Here is a 19,804-nt window from a genome sequence, read left to right on the forward strand (position 1 = left end):
TATATCAAATGATGTTAAGGGTGCATGCGCTTTATCGCCTCTCGAAAATCTAACGGCAAGGGCCGCAGAAGCTCGATGTTGCCGAGTGATTGAATGGCGACTCTCCGGTGTTCGCCACACGGATTTCAGCGGAGGTGCGGTAGCCGCCGTCGGCCACCCGGTTTGCGCCGACGTGATCAGAGCCATCCGATGCGACGCGGTTTGCGCCGACGTGATCAGCGCCATCCGATGCGACGTGGTTTGCGCCCACATGATCGGCGCCGTCCGAGGCCAGTTTGTCCAGGGTTTGACGCTCATCGGCTGGCTGTGCGCCGGATGCCGTTTCACGAGCAGCCTGATGGCTTTGAACACTGGCCGCAGCCGGTGAATCGGTTCCTTCTACAGCCCAACTCGTGACTGCAAAAGCGCCACAGGCTGTAGACGCGACCATGCTAAAAAACAAAGGCAGTAGTTTCATCATTGTTCTCCGGTAGACAGATAAATATCCAGGGCGACTGGTCACTTTCATACACAAAGTGTCTTCTTCCCTTTGGACTATATTCGCCTGTAATACCGGCCAACACTCTAGTGCTGTGGTGTAGTCAACTCATACGTTGGTGCTAATACAGCGGCTGTGAGTCTTTGCTTCACTCAATGCTCACTGTCAGTACATAGTTTTGTTTGTTGTTGGTCTGCCGGCTGACGGTGATGCTGCCGCTGCCGACTTCCAGTTTTGCGGGCCTGCCTTTCATGATGGATTCGACGATTGAAGGCGGCGTCGATAAGCCTAATGTTCTAATGGATAAACGTTTAGCGGCCTTGACCAGTTCGCGCTTGGCAGCCTCTTCATCAGAAGGCACATTTACCGAAAGAAGTAGCTGGACCCGAGACGGAACTCCCTGGGTGCCATTGGCCGAGTAGGAAATCTGGTTCGGGTCAGAGGTGCCCGATGATGCGGGCCGAGCCGCGCCGACGCAGCCTTCCTGGCCGTCCGCGTGTACCGCCCACTCGCCGGTGCGCAGCTGGGTATCGTTGAGAAGCGTACAGATCTGAGGTGGTGATTTAATCTTGAGTTCGGCGAGACATCCCAAAGAAAACGATATTGCCATGACTGCAAGTGCCAAGCGTCGCATGAAGCTGTCCTTCTGTTGATTCAGATTATTTGATAGTCGTAGGCGTATGGATGGCTGATAAAACAGTGGGGCCATAGTAAGTGTGATCGATCGAACTGGCGTGCCTGATAAAGTACATAAACGTCGTACTTAAGGTTGGTTTGGCTATACCTTGGTGTTAGAAGTCTGTCCGCAGGCAACCCATAGAGTGCTCATATTAGCTGATATTCTACAGGTGCTTTATCAAGTCTCCGTGTTCTAGTCGATGCCATTAGCCCCTGCCTATATATGAGAATCAAGACATGCAGCCCTGGAAATATTCCGACAGTTTAGCGAGTTATACTCAGGAATCCGCTGTTTCAAAAGTTCAGTGGATACTCTGGGGGCCGATTGCGGTTACATTGTTCTATCCATTCCTGCTGGACGCTTTTCATTATCTGGTCACTGATGATCAAGGGCATCGTGCATCACTGACCCTCGCCACAGCCGTACTTGCCGCTCTGCTATTGCTGGGGGTTTTTGCCGTGCCTGCCATGGGCCTGGCGCTTGCGTGCAAGAAGAGCCGGGCACCTTACGATGACGTCACCACCACCCGCGCACGCCGACTGGCCTTGATGATTGTCGCGGCGCCGACGCTTTACTGCTTTATCGGTGTCAACTCCATCATGCTGGGCAGCCCGGTTTCGGATCAGTCGATCTGGGTCGCGGGCTGGCTGTTGCTGGGTTGCGTGCTGACATTCGCGCGCAAAGCGCCGCTGCCCCAAGTCAAAAGATCCATGCGGGATCTGGCCTGGCTGCGGGTGGCGCATGGCGTGGCAGGGGTCATTGTTCTGCTGTTCGTGACCTTCCACCTGTTCAATCACTTGTTTGGGCTGATCAGCCCTGAAGCTCATACGGCGGTCATGGAAGTCGGGCGGCAGGTTTATCGCGCCCCGTTTGTCGAGCCGGTGCTGGTGGTCGCATTATTGTTTCAAGTGTTCAGTGGCCTGCGTCTGGCCTGGAGCTGGAGTGCCCACTCGGTGGATGCCTATCGAATCGTGCAGATCGGTTCGGGGGTGTTTTTAGCCGTGTTCATCCTCGGGCACCTCAATGCCGTGTTCATCTTTGCGCGGACTTACGCCGGCATTGAAACAGGATGGGCCTTTGCTTCAGGTGATCCGGTCGGGATGCTTCACGATCCCTGGAGCATTCGGCTGTTGCCGCACTACGCCATCGGCGTGTTTTTTGTGCTGACGCATCTTGTGTCGGGGTTGCGGGTCGTATTGCTCGCCCATGGCGCCCCGCGCTTACGGGTCAACAACTTATGGTGGGCGGGCGCAGGGGCAAGCGCGCTGGTGTCACTGCTGATCATGTTGGGCATGACCGGAACCCGTCTGGGGTGACAAAACCCGGCGCGAATGACTCGCCGGGTCTGTTTTCTGCTCGCCCGGTTTACGCTACCAGGCTTTGGTCCTGAACCAGCGGTACGCCGCTCTGGATTATTTCGACGATGCCAGGCGAGCCGACTGAAGCGGGTTTGGCGGTTTGGGCGTAGGCGCCCAGTTGCCCGCTGACTGCACCTACGTAATGCGGATTGCTGGTCGAGACGCCGTCCCACATGGCCGATGCGGTGGCGGTACTGCCATAGGCCGCGCCAGCATGCTGGTCGTTGGTGAAGGTCTTGGTCGCCAGCGCCTGGGCTACCAGAGTGCCGTCGCTTGCGGTGATGGTGGCTGCGCCGTAGTTCAGCGACGTCGCGACGTTGCCATTGCTGTCAAACAGGATCACGGCGTCTTTTTTACCCAACCCTGGACCATCGATGCTGATCAGATTGCTGGTGTCGCTCAAGCCCCATACGCTTTTGAAGGCGCTCAACTTGTCCGCTGTGATCGAGGCAACCACCAGGCTTTTGCCGGCGGCCAGGGTCAGGCTCGACGGCAGGCTGGTTGCCCCGAGAAAAGTGCCGGCCTCGTCGTTCATCTTCCAGCCACTCAGGTCAATGGTGGTGGAGCCGTAGTTGTAGATCTCGAAAAAATCGCCACCTTCGGCATTGGAGTTGACCTCGGTGATCAGCAAGTCGTAGTGCGGTAATGCGCCGGTGGTGAAACTGATGGTTTTGCTCGCCAGGGCGTTGCCCGAGTGGTCGGTAATCGCGTCGGTGTTGATCACCAGTCTGTAATCGGTGGTGGCGTGCAGCTTGCTGGTGGGCTGCAGGGTGATCTTGTTGAAGTCCACTTTTACCTGCGGGCTGCCCGCCGCGAAACTTTGTACAAGCGTACCGTCTGCGTTCAGCAATTGGAGGGTGCCTTTGCCCAGTGCCACGCCTTCATCGAAGGTAAACGACAACGAGCTGCTGACTGCCACGCCGGTGCCCGCATCGGCTGGGGCTGCCGCCACCAGGACCGGCGCGGTTTTGTCGATCGTCGGCGAACCCAGGGTGATCAGGTTGCCTTTGAATTGCTGATTGGCGGGAGGCAGGTCTTTGGATACCTCGGTCTGGCCGGGCCAAACCGTATCGCCGTTGTCTTGCAGCAGCTGGATCTGGGTGCCGGGCTTGATGCTGGCCGGCGACACGATGGATTCGAAACTGCCGCCTGTGGCCTTGAGCAGCGCATCCAGATTGTTGTCCAGTTCTTGCGGCTGACTCGCTGCCTTGCCGTCCCAGGTGAACAGGCGAAAGTCATTGGTGACTTGCTCGGAAGCGCCGCCCGCCGGCCCGGCGATGATCAGGTAACCGCTGCCATCGGCGGCCTTGTCGATGGAGCGTATGCCACGGCCGCCCAGATTCAGTTCGATAGCGGCGCCGAATACCGGCGCAGTGGCGGTGCCGGCCAGTAATGCCTGGTAGTTTTCCACCGGCACGATCAACGCTTTGTCGCGGGTTGTGGTGTCGGTTTGCGGGGCGCGGAAGCCCAGCCACAACTGGTTATTGTCGATGGAGGTGGTCATGCCTTCGATTGAAAAACCATTGGTATTTTCCGGCGCAATGCCTGCGCCTGATGACGCGGCAAAACCAAAATAGCCCGCCGCCTTGCCATTGGCGCCACTCTGATCCCAAGCCACCAACGCCGCTTCGAAGCCAGTGAACTTGCCCTGATAGGTAAACGTGGTGTTGGCGCCGGTGCCGCCGACCTTGACGCTGAACACCACTTCACGGCTGTCGGCATCGACGCCTTTTTTGGTGTTGCTGTGAGAGCCGGTCAGGTACAGCGTGTCGCCCACCAGCGCCGCCGCTTCCACATCGACTTCGCCACTGATGCCCAGCGCTGCGCTGTAATCCCACTCGTAAACGGCACTGCCGCCTTCGCGGTCGTAAACGCGCAGGACATTGGCCTCGTCGTCACCGACGATCATGTATTTGCTGTCCAGCGCCACGGCCGCCGAGGCGTCCGAAGACCCGGTTTTGGTGCCCGCCTTGGGCGTGAAAGTCGCTTCCAGCGCAGGGCTTGGGGTTGTCGGCGTGGTGGGTGTCGTTGGCGTGACTGGAGGAATGACAGGCGTGCTGCCAGCGCCTGCCAGCAGATCATCGGCGGTGGATTTGATCAGGTCGGCCAGGGTTTTCTGGCCCTGATTCTGCACGATGGTGGTGAGTTCAGCGGTCGTCGGCGCACGACCCAGTAAACCGTTGTACGTGAGCGCGACCTGCGCCTTGACCGCCACGCTGCTGTCACTTTCCCGCGAGTCGCTGATGGATGACAGCACCTGATCCCGGCTCATGCCGTTGGCCAGCTGGTCAGTCCAATAGCTCAGGCCTGCGGCGTCCGGTGCCCGGCCCAGTGCGTTCTGGAACAGCGTGGTCAGAAAACCCGTGTCATCACTTTTGGCGCTGGGGGCGAACTCTTGGGCCTGGGTAAACGCCTGGGTGATTTGCCCCAGGCTCATGCCGTTCTGTTTGGCGCTGATCCAGTACTGCAAACCTGCGGTGTCCGGCGCGCGACCGAAAGCCGTGAAGTAGAGCTCGACAATCGGCGCCACGTTAGTCGCCGCTTCTGCCGAAACGGTGAAGGCCGTCACCACGTCCGCAACACTTTGCGCGCCGCTGTCGATACGCCCGACCCAGTAGGCTGTTTCGCTGGCGGAGGCATCGCGGCCGAGCATGTTTTTATAGAAGGAACTGACTGTTTCGAGCGTCGTGGCCATGGCTACCGAGGTCCGTCTTGGAGTTAAAGACCTCGGACGTTAACAAGGCTGGTTTACCGAATTGTGTCAGTGCCGATACAGATTGCTGCATGTGGAGCCTTTGTGATCCTCAGGCGCGCTTGACCTTGAAACTGCTCAAGGCCCGCTGCATCGCGGCGGCGCGTTCAGAAAGTTGCTGGGCAGCGGCAGCGCATTCCTGGGAGCTGGCATTATTCTGCTGAGTCACTTCGTCAATTTGCTCCAGACCAATGCTGGCCTGGCGCAACCCGGAAGCCTGTTCGCTGGAGGCCTGGTAGATCAACGAAACCAGCGTCGAGACCTGGCTGGTGCCGGTAACGATGCCTTTAAGGGAGCTGGCGGTGCGGCTGGCAATGACCATGCCCCGTTGGGTCTTGATTGACGAGTCGGCAATCAATGCCGCTGTTTGTTGTGCGGCTTCGGCGCTGCGGGCGGCCAGGCTGCGTACTTCATCGGCGACCACTGCAAAGCCGCGGCCCAGTTCCCCGGCGCGCGCGGCCTCGATGGCAGCATTCAACGCCAGCAGGTTGGTCTGGGCAGCGATGTTGTCGATGGTGGTGATAATGGCCGTGATGTCTTTACCCGCTTCATCAATCTCGCCCATGGCCGAGATCAGTTCGCTCATCAACTGATCGCTTTGTCCGGCATCGGAGCGTGAGGATTGTGATTGTTCATCGGCCTTTTCTGCGTTCTCCGCGTTTTCGTTGGTTTGCGCTGCCATTTGGGTCATCGCGGCACTGATTTCGGTGATCGAAGAGGCTGAGTTAGCGGCGCCGTCGGAAAGGTTATGGCTCAGCTCGCTGACCTGTGCCGAACTGCCGGTGATTTGCGTGGCATTCGCCTGCACTTCGATGATCAGGTTGTTGAGGTTGCGCACCATTTTCTGCAAGGCCTTGCCCAACTGATCGTTTTGTGAGGACAGCGTCACCTCAAGATCAAGATCGCCTTCGGATATTCGTTCGGCAACTTTTACTTGTCTTTGCAGACTGTCGGACATCTCATTGAGTGCAACAGAAAGTTGCCCGACTTCATCTTCGGAAGTTTTTTCCAGACGTTTTGAAAATTCGCCCTGGCTGATTTGCAAGGCAAGTGTGGCGGCTTCCTTGATCGGACCGGCAATTTTACCGGCGGCAATCCACAGGGCTATCAAGGCCAACACAGAAACACCCAGTCCGACCAGGATTTGCAACATGCTGCTGCTGTTACTGCGGGCCTGAAGTTCATTCTCCAGACCAATCGCCTGGCTCATTACCTCGGCTTTGGGCAGCCGAATCAATATCGACCATGGCTTGCTGGTGCGTCCCAACGCAATAGGCATCAATACTTCAATGTTTTGCGTCGCCTCATTTAAATGTCCATTTCCGGTTCCAGACTTGATATCGGCGAGTGTTTTCTCCCAGGTCTGCGGTATAAGTGTTTTCAAACTTTGGCCGATCAACTCGGCATGCTGGCTGTCTGCAACGACCAGGCCCTGATTGCTCAGAATCGAAACCGAACCCTTGCCGCCATACAAACCGGCTGACATTTCTTCGCTCAGTTTCTGAATGAAATCCAGGTTGTAGTCGGCGCCGACAACGCCGTAAAACTTGTTATTCACCACCACCGGCACTGAAAGAGTGGTCAGCCAGACGTTCTTGCCTTGAACCACATAGGGGATAGGGTCAAGCACGCTCTCTTGAAGGGTGTCGCGAGGGCCGCTGTACCAGCCGCCTTTCAATACTCCATTGGGATGACGATCCTGAGTGTCGTATTCAACCAATGGCTGCACGGCGACACGACCATCGGCGCTGCGCGTCCAGTACGGGGTGAAGCGCCCTGTCGCCGGGTTGTTGCCATTCTGTCCGTCACGGTTGGAGGCATCCAGACCATCCAGCGCATCGGGCTCCCAGCAGGAATAAGTGCCATTGAACTCAGGGTTGTCCTTGAGCACGCCCAGTAATACGGCATTGATCTGTTCGCGGCCCACCAGCAGTGAGCTATTGGCTGATTTACTCGTCGCGAAGGTGTTGGCCATGACTCGCGCAGCATCCAGCGCTGTCTGCAGTTTGGCCTGAATAGCCGTGGCGCGTGATTCAGCAAGGTTTTTTACCTCGCGAATAGTCGCATCCTGAACCAGCTTCGAGACTTCAGTGGAGACGAACGCTTCATTGGCTTTTGAAGAATAGAGTCCATACAAAACAAGGCTTGTACAGGAAATAAAAAGACAGATACCGGCGGTGGTACAAATGCGGGTCTGCAAGGATTTGAATTTCATAGGTAGGGTTCCTGTACGGCTTTCAGAAACAATTGTCGCCTGCTAATAAGGGCGGCAGGATGTACACCAAGGCATTGCCATAATTCCAATTAGCCATTACCTGTGTATATGCTACTTAGGTATCGGATATGTTTATATTTTCTGGCGATAGGCTCAAGAATATCTAATAAGCGGATGTGTTGGCGGGGAGTTGATGCGAATGCATAGCAGTCAGGCGTTTTGAACTGCACTGTTGTGCTGTTTGCTGTAAAATTTGGATCCAACTGCTGTTATCGCTAAATACAGCTGTCACTGAGAAGACACTTCGCTAACTATTAGCTGGCTATCTTATAGGCCGCGGTAATTACAGTTCGTGGGACTACAGGCATTGGGTAGTTGATGATTGTGATTATCCCCTACGCGGAAAACGTGGGAATCCGTATCAAGATGCTCAGGATTGCAGTGCAAGTCTTCGTGACGGCTCGTCCATCATCCTCTCAAGCCTGTTCCCGAATATTGATCTGAGTCATAAAGACACGTGTAGAAAGGTCATAAAGACCCTTGTTGACAGGGTCATTATGACCTATGAAATCCTATCTATATGAATGTAAAGGAATTTTTCATTGGCACGCTTAATGAAAGGACAAGATGCCTTTAACTGATTTATAGGAATCAACATGAGAAGTGCAATCCTCCTTTGCTTATCCGTATGCGCCTTCGTACCCGCTTTGACGCTGGCAGACCAGGTTATTCGGGAAGTGCCCGAAACCACCGCAGGCAAAGGTTACGGCGCGCTGACCGGATTGATGATAGGTGCCGCTGCTGGCCCTATTGGGGCAATTGCTGGCGTGGGTGCCGGTTTCTGGATGGGAGGCACCGTTCAGGAAGCGTCCGACCTGAGCGGCACTGCCTATGAAATAGAAAACAGCCAGGGCGAGCGCAGCATCGTGCGCTCCCCCAACGCCCGCTTCACCCCAGGCCAGAAGGTCACTCAGAAAGGCGCACGTCTCGTCGCGCAACCTGATTGATCGGCGGCACCTGATCCAGGGGGCGTCAGCGACATGGCAGGTCTTACTTCGCCAACGCCTTGACCAACGCCGGCGTCACGTAGTGCGGGCCGTCGAACAGATACAGCGGGTAGCCGTCGTAGGCGGCCAGTTGCGGTTTCAGCTCGGCGGCGGTGGCAGAGCGGAAGCCGCCGCCGTAGTTGGGGCGGAAAGCCTCGACGATGATGCGCACGCGGTCTTTGCCCAGGCGTTCGCGAAGAGCGTCGGCGTAAGTGCGGGCCACCGGCGCGGTACGGGCATAGACGCCGACGCCATCCTGAAAGAACACGCCGATGTCGTCCGGCAGCCATTGCTTGAGCCAGTCGGCAGTGGCGGCGGGGCCGATGTTGGCGCCGTCGTAGACGCTGATCCACAACGGACGCGGCAGCTTGGCCAGCAGCGCGGGCAGTTCCTTGGCGCGGGTCCAGCTGGGGTCGACTTCGGCCGGGAAGTAATAGCCGGTGACGTGCAGCGGCGTCGGCAGTTTAGCGATGCGTTCGGAGACGGCGGCCAGTTGTTCGATGTTGTCCCGCGAGCGGTTTTCGCTGAAGTAACCCGCCAACCCGACGATCACATCCTGAGCCCAGGGCTCTTTGGCGATGCGTGCCCAGTCCGGCAATACCGGCACGTTGGGCAGGCCGGTGCCAGGCACGAACGCCTGATCGTCGACCACGGTCCATTGCACCAGCAACTCCCGAGCGCCGAGTTTTTGCCAGTCGCCCTTGATGCCGACGGTTTTGTTGTCTGGCTGCCAGACGATGCCGACGATGCCGGGGTCCAGCGGTTTTACAGCCGTGACGTACAACATGGCGGTACCTGTTCCAAGCGTCGCTGCAACCAGCAGAACACCTAGGCTGGCACGACTGAGGGTCTTGCCGAGAATCTTCAAGGAAGCGCCTTCTTGATGCGCTGGTGCCACTGGTTAAGCGAAGTCACGCCTTTGGCGTTCCAGTTGGCAGCCGCGTCGGGGCCCAGATGAAACTGGCCCTCATTGAATTGCCAGACAATCACTTGCGGCTTGTGCTGGGCAAAGTCCGAGGATTCCAGATATTGCAGCAGCGTCGCCCAAGGCCCGACATCGCCGGGGTTCCAGGTCAGGGTGACGGGACGATCCAGCGCGTTGGACAGCTTCTGGGTAAAGCCCAGATACGGCTGCACAAAGCTGTTGCCGATCACCTGGACCGGCGCCGGAGCGTCGTCGATCAGCAGGTCTTTTTCGACCTGATGCCGCACGGTGTAGATGTCGCGGCCAATCGCCTTGCGCTTGATGGCGGGCAGGAAGTTGCTGGCCAGATCACCGAACGCACGCTTGTCGAACCATTCGCCCAGCACCGCGCCACCGCCGGGTTCGCCTTGCAGGCGATAGCGGCCGGTGATCAGTTTCGCGGTGGCGTCGGCGGTGTTTTCGGCGCTCCAGGCGGTCCAGTGATAATCAGCGCGGTAAAACGCGGTCTGTTTGCCTTGTTCGGTCTGTTGCAGGATCGGCTTGATGTTCAACGTGGTCAGCGAGGCTTTGCCCAGCTCGTTTTGCAAACGGTCGTAACGCTGCACCACCGCCGGGCTCAGCGGCTGATCGGCTGGCAGACGCTGGGCGTAAAACGGCGCTTTCATCGGCACCACCAGCACCACCAGGGCGATTTTCTCGCGGGCAAGTTGCTGCTGAACGTCCTTGATCAGGCCGATGCTGCGCGCAGTGCCGGCGTTATCGACTTTGTTCAGGCTTTCCCACGCCGGAAACAGCCAGCCGTCCTTGCCGGTGATGACCGCCGAAGCGGCGTGCACGGCGGTGCCGGACAGGCTGAGTAGCACGCCAGCCAACAGCGCGCAGACGGGCAGGAAACGCTGAGGTTTTACGTGAGTAGTCATGGGGCAGTCTGGTCAACGAGGCCAATCAGGCGTGGGGTCTGGCGCGAGCCGACGAGGAACAGGCTGTAGCGATCACCTGCCTTGAACGGCTCGAGGGTGAGCGGCAGGCTGGCGCTTTGCTCGCAGCTGGCAATCAAGGTCGCCTGCACCGGGTTGATGGTGCGTTGCGCCTGGCCTTTGAGCGGCAGCTGGCTGAACACGCTGGCGCCATTGGCCAGCTTGATGTCGGCCTTTTCACAGCCGGCGCTGAGGTTGTAGATGTTCAGCTCGGCGCGCAGGTCTTTGCCCCGCAACTGCGGATCGATGATGACCCGAGGTGCGGCGGCGAATTCGTTATCGAGTACCAGCGTGACCAAGGCGTTTTTCGGCACGCTCAGGCCTTTTAGCGGCCGACCGTTGACCGTGATGTTCAGCGGCTGTCGTGAGTCCACTACCCGAAACGGGCTTGCGACCAGCGACTGCGCCGACAGGGCAACGGCGGGCTTTTGATCCACGCTCACCTGCACGGCGCTGTCAGATGGATTGACCACCCGCACCCAGGCCGAACCTTCCGGCAGTTTCGGCGCGTAGAGCTGGGCGATTTCCGACGCGGACTGCGCCGCTGTCGAGGCCAGGCCCAGCCCAAGGCCGACGCCCAGGAACAGACGAATACGAGGGTGCATAAAAGTCCTCAATAGGAGTAAGTCAGGCGAGCAAACACGCCTTTGGCGCGATCATCGCCAAACACTTTCACTCGGTATTGCAGCGAGAAATCCACATAGGAGCGCGGCGCGTTGTAGGTGTCTTCGCGGAACCAGTAACGCACGTTGTTACCCACGCCAACGCCACCGGCGCGGCCGGACGAATAGTCGGTGCTGCCGTCGGATCTGGTTTCGCTGTCCATCTTCGAGTCGTAGTCGAACGCGGCCACCACGTGGGGAAAGGTCACCCAGCGCGAGCCGGTGCCGCCGATGGCGTAGCTGCGACCGCCTTGCCATTCGCTATTGATGTAATTGCGCGAATCATTGACGTAATGTCCGGCCTCGGCGAACAACTGCGACGTCCACCAGCTGGGCGTATCGACCCGCAGGTCGGTGCCGATGCTGGAGCCGTAGCCCAGACGCAGCAGCCAGTCGCCATCGACATCAGAGGAACCCAGCGGGAAGGTGCGCTCAACGGCGGCCATGACGTTCAGCGACGTGAACGGCTTGACCCGTACGCCGAGTGCGCCTTGCAAGGCGTCGAAACCGGTATCGGAATCACTGTTCTTGCTCCACAGCGTGTCAGTGACCCGACCGTAAAGCTCGACGAAGCGGGCGTTGCGGTAACCCAGCGGACGCCACGAAAGCTCGGTGCTGTTTTGCAGGCTGTCGTTGCTGCTACTGCCGCTGCCGCCATTGCCATTATTGGTGCCGGTGCTTGGCGCCGAGCTCAAACCGCTGCTGGAACTGTTGCCGCGATAGCTGGTGGTGCTGGTCAAACCCCAGGTGCGCGAGACATCCGCCACGGCGCGTCGGGTGTCGAACAGCTGCTGTTCAGGCATGTCCAGCGCGCCAGCATTCTTCGCGTCGATCACCCGCTTGAAATAGCCCACCGCGTGCTCGTCGTCATTGACCCGCATGGCGGTGTAGGCCGCATCCTGAGTGGCGGTCGGCGGCAGTGGCCTGGCGGCATCGGCCTTGCGGAATGACTCATGAGCGGCATCATCGTCGCCGGCCTGAACCGACAGATAAGCGACCTGCAAATCAGTCATGCCATCCAGTTCGCCGGCATTGCGTGCTTGCTGCAAGCGTTCTCGGGCGGTGCGGCGCTGACCCAGCGCGGCGTAGAGGCTGGCTTCTTCGTAAGTCGGCAGGCTGCCCAGCGCCAGGGCTTGGGTGAAGTCTCGACGCGCACCGGCGTCATCTCCGGTTTGCTGACGCAGACGACCGCGCTGGGCCAACAGGCGTGCATCGTCGCCATTGGCTTGCAGGCCATCGGTGGCTGCGCCGACCGCTTCGGGCAGGCGTTTCTGCTCGGTCAGGGCGCTGACCAACAGGCTGCGATAATTCGGGTTCTGCGGCGCACGGCTAATGGCCTGGCTCGCCAGCGCCGCCGCTGAAGCGGAGTCCTTGCGGGCCAGTGCAGCGTAAGCCTGCACGGCCATGTCAGTGCCGCCGTCGCGTTGGTTACCGGGCCAGATATCACAGATCAGACCGAACGCGCTTTCCTGGCAGTTCAGCGCCGGCGCGGGGAAGCGAATCGCGGTTTTCAGGCCGTTGTTCTTCTGGCGCAAGGCGACCTGCGCAGCGGCGCGACGGCGGGCGACTTCGCCGCCGGTATCAGCAGGCAGTTTTTGCAATTGGTCCAACGCCTGTTGCGGCTCATTGTTGGCCAGCGCCAGGTCGGCGGCGAAGAAACGAATCTCGCGCACTTCCGAATCCAGCAGGCCGTCGATGGCCAGCGCGCGATTCAGATCAGCCTGCGCGGCCTGGGTCTTGCCCTGACGATCCAGGGCGTAACTGCGCAGAATCCACGGCGCGGTTTCGCCATCGTCCTGAGCCAGTGCGCCGGTGGCGGCCAGTTCGGCGGCGCGGTAATCCTTGGCGGCGATCAACGTGCTGATCAGCAGTTGCTGATGAGCGCCGATTTCCGGTGCCCAGGCCACGGCCTTGCGCGCTTGGTCCACGGCCAGCGGCAGGTTGCCGCCTTCCAGGGCGCGATAACCGGCAATGGCCAGCGGTGCGGCCAACTGACGGCGAATGGCTTCGCGGCGCATCAGCAAGGTGTCGTCATCCGGGAATACCCGAAGGGCTTCGGTGGTGGCCTGATCGGCTTCTTGCAGATGCTGTTGGCGCTGCAGTGATTCAATCAGCAGCAGCCGATAATCCATGCGCTTGGGTGCCTGGGCGATGGCTTTGCGCGCGGACTGGGCGGCCACGCCGAAGTCGTCGCGATCGTAAGCCTTGAACGCCTGCGCCGCTGCGCCAAAACCCGGCGCCTGACGCGATTGCGGGTAGCGTTTGGGGTGATCGCGCAGTTCCTTGTCGCGTTGCGCCTGCACGATCAACCGGTTCAAACGGGTGACATCGGCGCGCTGACGCAAGGCTTCGCGGGCCTTGGCGATGGCCAGATCGTAGTCCTTGCGGTCGTAAGCGCTGTACGCATCGTTGGCGGTCTGGTAAGCCGGACCGCTCAACGGCAGCGGCAGGATTTCGGCATGAGCCAGCGCAGGCAACAGGCTCAGCCCCGTGGCCATGAGCGTCAGGAAGGGGCGGTTCATGCCGGAAGCTCCGTTGGATAGTGACTGTGCTGACGGGCCACGGCCTGTTCGATGGTGGCGCGGGGCAACACGCCGATATCGACCAGATAGTCGCCAATGCGGCCGTGATGCTGCGGGCGATAATTGAGCATGGCGCGGCTGAACACGTCGCGGTCCAGCAAGCCCATTTCGATCAGCAAATCGCCCAGCAGCGGCGCTTTGGCATTGGGCACGGACTGGCCATCGATAGCGTTGACGTTGCGCAATTGCGCGACGATTTCACTTTCCCGGGCAATCAGCTGCACCGGCTCGCTGCCCAGTTCGTCGCTGATCTGTTGCAGGCCTTCGGCGGTCAACGGGCTGGCCACGGCGATTTGCGCGCGGCCTTCCTCGTTGAGCCCCAACGGCACCACGCGCCAGCGCAGGGCGAATTCGTCGGTCAACAGCGACGCTTTGGCTTTATGCGCGACATCAAAAACCCGTGGCAGATCGTTCTGAAAGGCGATGGCTTCAGCCAGTGTTTCGTCATCCAGCCAGCCGTGGCTGAGCAGGATGCGCCCCAGCGGCATGTGCCGGGTCTGTTGTTCGTCGAGAGCGGTTTGCAGGTTAGTGTCGTTGATCGCCTGCCAGGACAGCAACACGCTGCCCAGCTTGCGCGGCGCGGCGGCAACCAGATCGGTGGACGGGAAATCGTGCATGGTCTTGTCCCAGACCAGCTTGCGATTGAGCGCCTTGCCGACCAGGAACATACGCCACGCCCGGGACGCGGCCATGAAGTTGACGAAGTTGCCGACCACCATGCGCGGGATTGACAGCAAACCGTGCTGCCAGCCGTACAACACCGTGGTGAAGTAACAGCGGTGCAGGATGCGCCAGCCCAAGGCAATACCGTTGGCGATCAGCAGGTACTTGATCCAGCCATTGGCTTCGAACGGCGTCGGGAAACTCACGTCCCACAACCCGCTTTGGCGCAGGATGATCAGCGCCACCAGTTGCACGAGAATCACGTAGGCCAGGATGCTGACGAACGCCGTCACCACGCCTTTGCGATCGCGAAACAGCAGGTAACGGTTGGCCAGCGAGCCATTCCAGCCCATCTGTTCCCAGCCTTGCAGGCCGATACCCAGGGTCCAGCGCGCTTTTTGGCGGAACGCGGTGCGGAAAGTGTCCGGGAAGAATTCGCGCACACACAGCGGCATCTTCAGGGTCGATTCATAGGGTTTGCGAAACCACGATTTGCGCAGCACGCGGAATTCCACCGGGAAGCGCACGAAGATCGCGTTCATGCCGACTTTGGCCAGGCGCGCGCCAACGTCGTAGTCCTCGGTGAGGCTGTCGGTGTTGAACGGCTGGTTCTGGGTTTCCCCGGCCAGCACTTGCAGGGCGCGGTGCGAGAAGCAGGTGCCGACGCCGGCCGAAGGCACGGTGTCGGTCATGCTTTCGCGGACCACCAGATCCTTGCCGTGCCATTCGGCGAACTCGTCCATGTAGGTGCCTGCCACCCATTCGTACCAGTTGCGTTCCAGAGACACGACCGGCAACTGGATCATGTCTTTACGCGGCAACAGGTAGTTGAACAGGCGCAGTTCCAGTGGATGCAGCACGTCTTCGCTGTCATGCAGCACGACGCCGGCGAAGGTCATGCCGTGGGTTTTCTCGTGCAGGAAAATCGCCTGGATCACCCAGTTCAGACAGTCGGCCTTGCAGGTCGGCCCGGCATGCGGGACTTCCACGCGGTGCAACTGCTTGTAGCGCCGACGCATGCGCTCCACCTCATCGATGGTGCGCTGGTCATTGATGTAGGTGCCGACGAAGACCACATAGTTCTGGTAATCCAGAGTCGACACCATGTTCTCGATCATCGGTGCGATGACGTCGTATTCCAGCCAGGCCGGGACCATGATCGCCAACGGCTGTTCATCCCGATCCAGCAGTTGCCGGGCGGTCAGTGGCCGGTATTTGCGGTCCACGGTGAACTTGCGGAACAGGCGGCGAGACCAGTACCACAGGTCGATGAACAGATCGTCCAGGCTGGAGATCAGGATCAGCACCGCGATCACAATGGTCGCGACTTCCAGGAAGCTGTAGTAATGGGCCAGCCAGTAGGGCCAATAAAGCGACGTCATCGAAGGGTTCCGTTACTGGCGATTGCGACGGGCGCTACGGCCAGCCAGCATCAGGATGAGCACCAACAGGATGCCGCCGGGAATCAGCCACAACAGCGAAGGGGTGCGCCAGGCGTCGAGGCCTTTAGGTTCTTCTTTATCGATGAACTGGCTACCGCTCGGGTCCTTGGTATCGAAAGTCGTCACCACGCCGTTGTCGCCCAGAATCGTCACGTCGCCACGGGTCAACAGCACCGGTTTGGCGAAGGTTGGCGCGTCGCTGCCCAGGGCGCGGTAGATCAGGCCGTGCTGGCCACCGGCGTCCACGGCCTGCAGCGAAGCCAGGTGATTGAGCGGGTGCAGATCCAGCAGCGGCTGGTCCTTGTGATTGATGCGCAGGCGACCCTGATCATCGACCTGAACCGATTCCTTACTGTCCTTGAGCGGCAACTCGAAGGCTAGGAAGTCTTTGTCCGGCGTGACCGTGGCTTTTGGATCGGCGCTGACTTTCAGTTCAGCGCGCAGTGGCGAAACACCCGCGCCATCGGCCACCGAAATCACTTGCGGCAAGCTGCTTGCCGGGTGATCCAGATACGCCTGAGGCACGAGGATTTGCGTGTTCATGGCGTAGCGCGCGGCCATGCCGGAGAAGCCATCATTCAGGCTGATTTTGTCCAGCACGATGTGGCTGGTCGGCAATACCGAAACCGGGAACGCTTGCGGAGTTTCCAGGCAGCGATCACTGACCGGCTGACGCTGGAACGACACGCGCAGCACGTTTTTCGAGCCCAGGGCGTAGCTTGGAATTCGCGCTTCGATACGTTGCTTCTCGCCGTTGGCAACCAGTTGTTGCGCGCCAATCAGGTAGTCGTTGAGAAACACCGAAGCCACTGGCGCGGTGTCCGAAGCACCTGGTGCGGCGGACACGTCCACCACCGCCTGGACCGGCAGACGACCGTCGTAGGCGACGCTGCCCAATGGGAACGAAGCGCTCCAGTCGGACTTGGCGAGTACGTCGATGGTGCCGGGGTTGCCGCCCAGATTAGCCAGGGCCAAGCGGCCATCGGCGCTCAACGGCATTTGTGCTTCGCTGACCGTCAAGGTGCGGCTGCGCGCCAGCTTGTTCCAGGCGCTGCTGAACAGGGCCATGGCTTTGCCGGTGGCTTCTGGCGCGATCATCAACACCGGACGCGTGCCGAGTAAGGCCAGACGCACGTTGTCGGTGCCTTTGGCAGCCAGACCTGCATTCACATGACGCTCGCGCCATTGCGTGAACGCAGCGCCTGCGGTTGCGTCGGCGCCTTGAAACTGGCTCTGCAAGGCGTCCAGGGATTCATTGATCGCCTTGAGCAATTGCGGGTCGTTGATCGCCAGGTCGGCCTGCACGTTCGGGGTCTGACCGAGCATCAGCAATGCGCCGATTTCCGCCGGGTTGGCCAGGGTATGCGCGCCCTTGCCATTGAGTGCGGCGAACGCCGGAATATTCTGCAGTTCGGCCGGGATACGCAGAGCGCTCAGGTCGACGCTGTCTTGCACGGCAGGGAAGGGCAGGATGCGCGCATGTTTGCCGATCCGCTCCAGAGCCACACCCAGACGCCAGGCGGCATCGTAACTGCCAGCGCTCAGGCTGCCCGGGGCGACCATGATCCCGGGTTTGCCCGGCAATGCGGTCCAGGCGGCACCGACGTCCTGCAACAGGTTGGCGTCGTAGCTGTAATTGAGGCGGGTATCGGGCTCGATGCGCAACACGTTGCCGATGGCGCGTTCGTCTTCACACAGCACCCGGGAAACCACCGACGACCAGGCCACGCCCAGACGGACCGAGCCGCTGTCGCGAGCGGCTTTGTCGACGCCCAGCGTGGAGCTGGCGTTGCCCTGGGCTTCGCTCAAGCCTTCGGCACGGACCGGGTAGCCATCGAGCGAGAGCAGCAAGGTGTTGCGACCGCCTTCGCCATTGAGGTAACTGGCATCGAAGGTCAGCGACGCATCGGTCAGCGGCACACCGGCCGGAACCGGCAGGTACAGCTCACGACGCGCATCGGTGGAACCGAGGATGATCGGTGCGTCGATCCCCAGATCCCGCAAGCGGATTTCTCGCTGTTGCTGCGTATCGGCATTGAGGCGATTGATCGCCTGGGTGAGCGGACTGTCCGCCGCCAGGGCAAAGTTCGGCATGAGCGCGAGCAGGCTCACGCCACAGGCAAGGGCGCTGAGCGCGCCCGTTTGGGTGGCAACGGAAGACTTCATTCAGGCAGATCTCAAGCTGATAGAGGGGACGAGCGTTTGTTACTGATAGGTGGACGCCGGCTGGGTATTGTCCGCTGCCGTGTGCGTCTGCGCATGCTCAAGGTACTTGGGCAATTGCAACTGACCGACGACGAAGTCGTTGACCGGACGGCCCATCAAGGCATCGACAATGCGCGAACTGGCTTGGCCATCGCCGTAAGGGTTGGCCGCCTGTGAGGCGCGACGCCACAGCAAGTCATCGTCGAACAGCGCATTGACGCCGCTGATGATCGAGTCCGGCGAAGTGCCGACCAGACGCACGGTGCCCGCCGCAACGGCTTCAGGCCGCTCGGTGACATCACGCATGACCAGCACCGGTTTGCCCAGCGACGGCGCTTCTTCCTGCACGCCACCGGAATCGGTGAGGATCACGTGGGCACGCTGCATCAAGCGCACGAACGCCAGGTAATCCAGTGGCTGGATCAGGTGCACATTGGGCAGGTCGCCCAAGTGTTCCGTCACAGGCCCGAGAACATTGGGGTTCAAATGCACCGGGTAAACGATCTGGATATCGCTGCGCTGGGCCAGCTGACGCAGGGCTTTGCAGATATCGAGGAAGCCGTCGCCGAAGTTTTCCCGACGATGCCCGGTCACCAGCAAGACCTTGCGGTCGGCCTGCAGGAAAGAAAACTGTTGGTCCAGACCGGCACGCAGCCCGGCATCCTGCTCGATGCGTTGCGCGGTCAGCTGCAGGGCATCGATCACCGTGTTGCCGGTGACGAAAGAGCGACCTTGCAGGCGTTCGCCCAGCAGGTTGCGACGTGATTCGTCAGTCGGCGCAAACAGCATGTCGGCACCCAGGTCGATGCAGCGACGGTTCATCTCTTCCGGCCATGGGCTGTAGATATCACCGGTACGCAGCCCGGCTTCCACATGGCCCACCGGGATACGGCGATGGAAGGCACACATCGACGCGACCATGGCGGACGTTGTGTCGCCATGCACCAGCACACGATCAGGCTGGGTCATCTCCAACACCGGATCAATCGCCCCGTACAGCGCAGCGGTCAGCGAGTTGAGGGTCTGGTGCGGCGTCATCACATCCAGAGTGAAATCAGCTTTCAGATCGAACAGCTCCAGCACCTGTTTAAGCATGCTCTGGTGCTGGCCGGTGATGCAGATCTGCGAGTGGATACCCGGTTCTGCAGCCAGTGCCTTGACCAAAGGAGCCATCTTGATGGCTTCTGGACGTGTGCCGAAAATCGACAGGATTTTAATCCTTGAATGACTACGAGCGATGATGCCCTCCTCGCGCAGCTTTTGCGCCGCACAACAGTTGCTCAAGGTGTGATGGCATCTTGAGCAAACTAACGTATTGAGTTTTATCGGGCCGGGGACTTAATCGGAATGGAGGCTTGATATTCACTTCGTGTGAGATGGCGCATTGCCTTGCTTCCCGGATCTGGCCGGATTATTAGCACTAACGGCGATAACTGCAAAGGGTAATGTGCGAAATTAATGTTTAATTCTTAGGTGTGAAACTTTTGTTTTTTTAATGGGTCTTTTACAGGTTTGATCTTTTTAACAGGTGAAACCTTAGAGGCTGTTGGTTTAGCGTTTCGCCCTTTGTTTACAGGGGTTTGGCAACTGGACAATACCGCTCGTCTGCAAGCATTGACCTTTTCTTATATACCGAGGTCGCGAGCGGCGGCATATAGAAATAATACGGGGTAAGCGGGGAGGTGAGAGTCACGGGAATGACGCCTGTATATTGTCGGACCCGAGGCAGCGAGTGTCGAACAATAAAAGTTCAGTTGCAAGCGTATTAATTAAAAAGAACATCGAATGATTCACATTTCATTCGGTGGTGGCACATTGAT

13 protein-coding genes are annotated in these 19,804 nt (G+C 59.4%); 2 read left to right on the plus strand and 11 right to left on the minus strand.

Annotated features, from left to right (window positions below; genetic code table 11):
- Window positions 1-49: 49 nt before the first annotated feature.
- Window positions 50-460, minus strand: coding sequence for a hypothetical protein (locus tag CFII64_RS29965; RefSeq protein WP_156883312.1), 411 nt, complete (start codon window positions 458-460; stop codon window positions 50-52).
- Window positions 461-626: 166 nt separating this feature from the next.
- Window positions 627-1,112 carry a DUF6030 family protein gene (locus CFII64_RS28200; protein ID WP_044901767.1) on the minus strand — a complete coding sequence of 162 codons (486 nt, stop codon included), beginning with the start codon at window positions 1,110-1,112 and terminating at the stop codon, window positions 627-629.
- Between the two features lie 380 nt (window positions 1,113-1,492).
- Between CFII64_RS28200 and CFII64_RS28205 the strand changes: the two genes are divergently transcribed.
- Window positions 1,493-2,473, plus strand: coding sequence for a hypothetical protein (locus CFII64_RS28205; RefSeq protein ID WP_256208200.1), 981 nt, complete (start codon window positions 1,493-1,495; stop codon window positions 2,471-2,473).
- Between the two features lie 49 nt (window positions 2,474-2,522).
- Here CFII64_RS28205 and CFII64_RS28210 read toward each other — a convergent pair whose 3' ends face one another.
- Both CFII64_RS28210 and CFII64_RS28215 read right to left on the minus strand, forming a co-directional pair.
- Complete coding sequence (locus CFII64_RS28210; RefSeq protein WP_020294301.1) at window positions 2,523-5,210, minus strand: DUF3616 domain-containing protein; 2,688 nt, start codon at window positions 5,208-5,210, stop codon at window positions 2,523-2,525.
- A gap of 109 nt (window positions 5,211-5,319) precedes the next feature.
- A complete protein-coding gene (locus tag CFII64_RS28215) occupies window positions 5,320-7,482 on the minus strand; it encodes a methyl-accepting chemotaxis protein (protein WP_020294302.1) in 2,163 nt (720 codons plus the stop codon).
- Window positions 7,483-8,219: 737 nt separating this feature from the next.
- Between CFII64_RS28215 and CFII64_RS28220 the strand changes: the two genes are divergently transcribed.
- On the plus strand, window positions 8,220-8,489 hold the full coding sequence (locus CFII64_RS28220) for a hypothetical protein (protein WP_020294303.1): 270 nt from the start codon (window positions 8,220-8,222) through the stop codon (window positions 8,487-8,489).
- A 43-nt stretch (window positions 8,490-8,532) separates the two neighbouring features.
- Here the strand turns inward: CFII64_RS28220 and CFII64_RS28225 are convergent, their stop codons facing one another.
- Genes CFII64_RS28225 through wecB form a run of 7 tightly spaced genes read right to left on the minus strand, consistent with a single transcriptional unit; the run spans window position 8,533 to window position 19,223 of the window.
- Complete coding sequence (locus CFII64_RS28225; RefSeq protein ID WP_020294304.1) at window positions 8,533-9,396, minus strand: hypothetical protein; 864 nt, start codon at window positions 9,394-9,396, stop codon at window positions 8,533-8,535.
- The gene (locus tag CFII64_RS28230) at window positions 9,393-10,373 is read right to left on the minus strand and encodes a twin-arginine translocation pathway signal precursor (protein ID WP_020294305.1); all 981 of its coding nucleotides are present in this window, start codon (window positions 10,371-10,373) and stop codon (window positions 9,393-9,395) included. Before CFII64_RS28230 ends, CFII64_RS28225 begins: the two co-directional genes overlap by 4 nt.
- Window positions 10,370-11,035, minus strand: a complete 666-nt coding sequence (locus CFII64_RS28235) for an alginate O-acetyltransferase AlgF (RefSeq protein WP_020294306.1) — start codon at window positions 11,033-11,035, stop codon at window positions 10,370-10,372. The genes CFII64_RS28230 and CFII64_RS28235 overlap by 4 nt, the downstream gene beginning before the upstream one ends.
- Before the next feature lie 8 nt (window positions 11,036-11,043).
- Entirely contained in the window at window positions 11,044-13,614 is a 2,571-nt protein-coding gene (locus CFII64_RS28240; protein WP_020294307.1) for a bacteriophage N4 adsorption protein A, read from the minus strand.
- Window positions 13,611-15,719, minus strand: coding sequence for a glycosyl transferase family protein (locus CFII64_RS28245; protein WP_020294308.1), 2,109 nt, complete (start codon window positions 15,717-15,719; stop codon window positions 13,611-13,613). Before CFII64_RS28245 ends, CFII64_RS28240 begins: the two co-directional genes overlap by 4 nt.
- Window positions 15,720-15,731: 12 nt before the next feature.
- Window positions 15,732-17,945 carry a cellulose biosynthesis cyclic di-GMP-binding regulatory protein BcsB gene (locus CFII64_RS28250; RefSeq protein WP_020294309.1) on the minus strand — a complete coding sequence of 738 codons (2,214 nt, stop codon included), beginning with the start codon at window positions 17,943-17,945 and terminating at the stop codon, window positions 15,732-15,734.
- A 39-nt stretch (window positions 17,946-17,984) separates the two neighbouring features.
- On the minus strand, window positions 17,985-19,223 hold the full coding sequence (gene wecB / locus CFII64_RS28255) for a non-hydrolyzing UDP-N-acetylglucosamine 2-epimerase (protein WP_080290897.1): 1,239 nt from the start codon (window positions 19,221-19,223) through the stop codon (window positions 17,985-17,987).
- Between the last annotated feature and the right edge of the window lie 581 nt (window positions 19,224-19,804).

Origin of the sequence: Pseudomonas sp. CFII64 (genome assembly GCF_000416235.1) — a bacterium.
Classification (GTDB): domain Bacteria; phylum Pseudomonadota; class Gammaproteobacteria; order Pseudomonadales; family Pseudomonadaceae; genus Aquipseudomonas.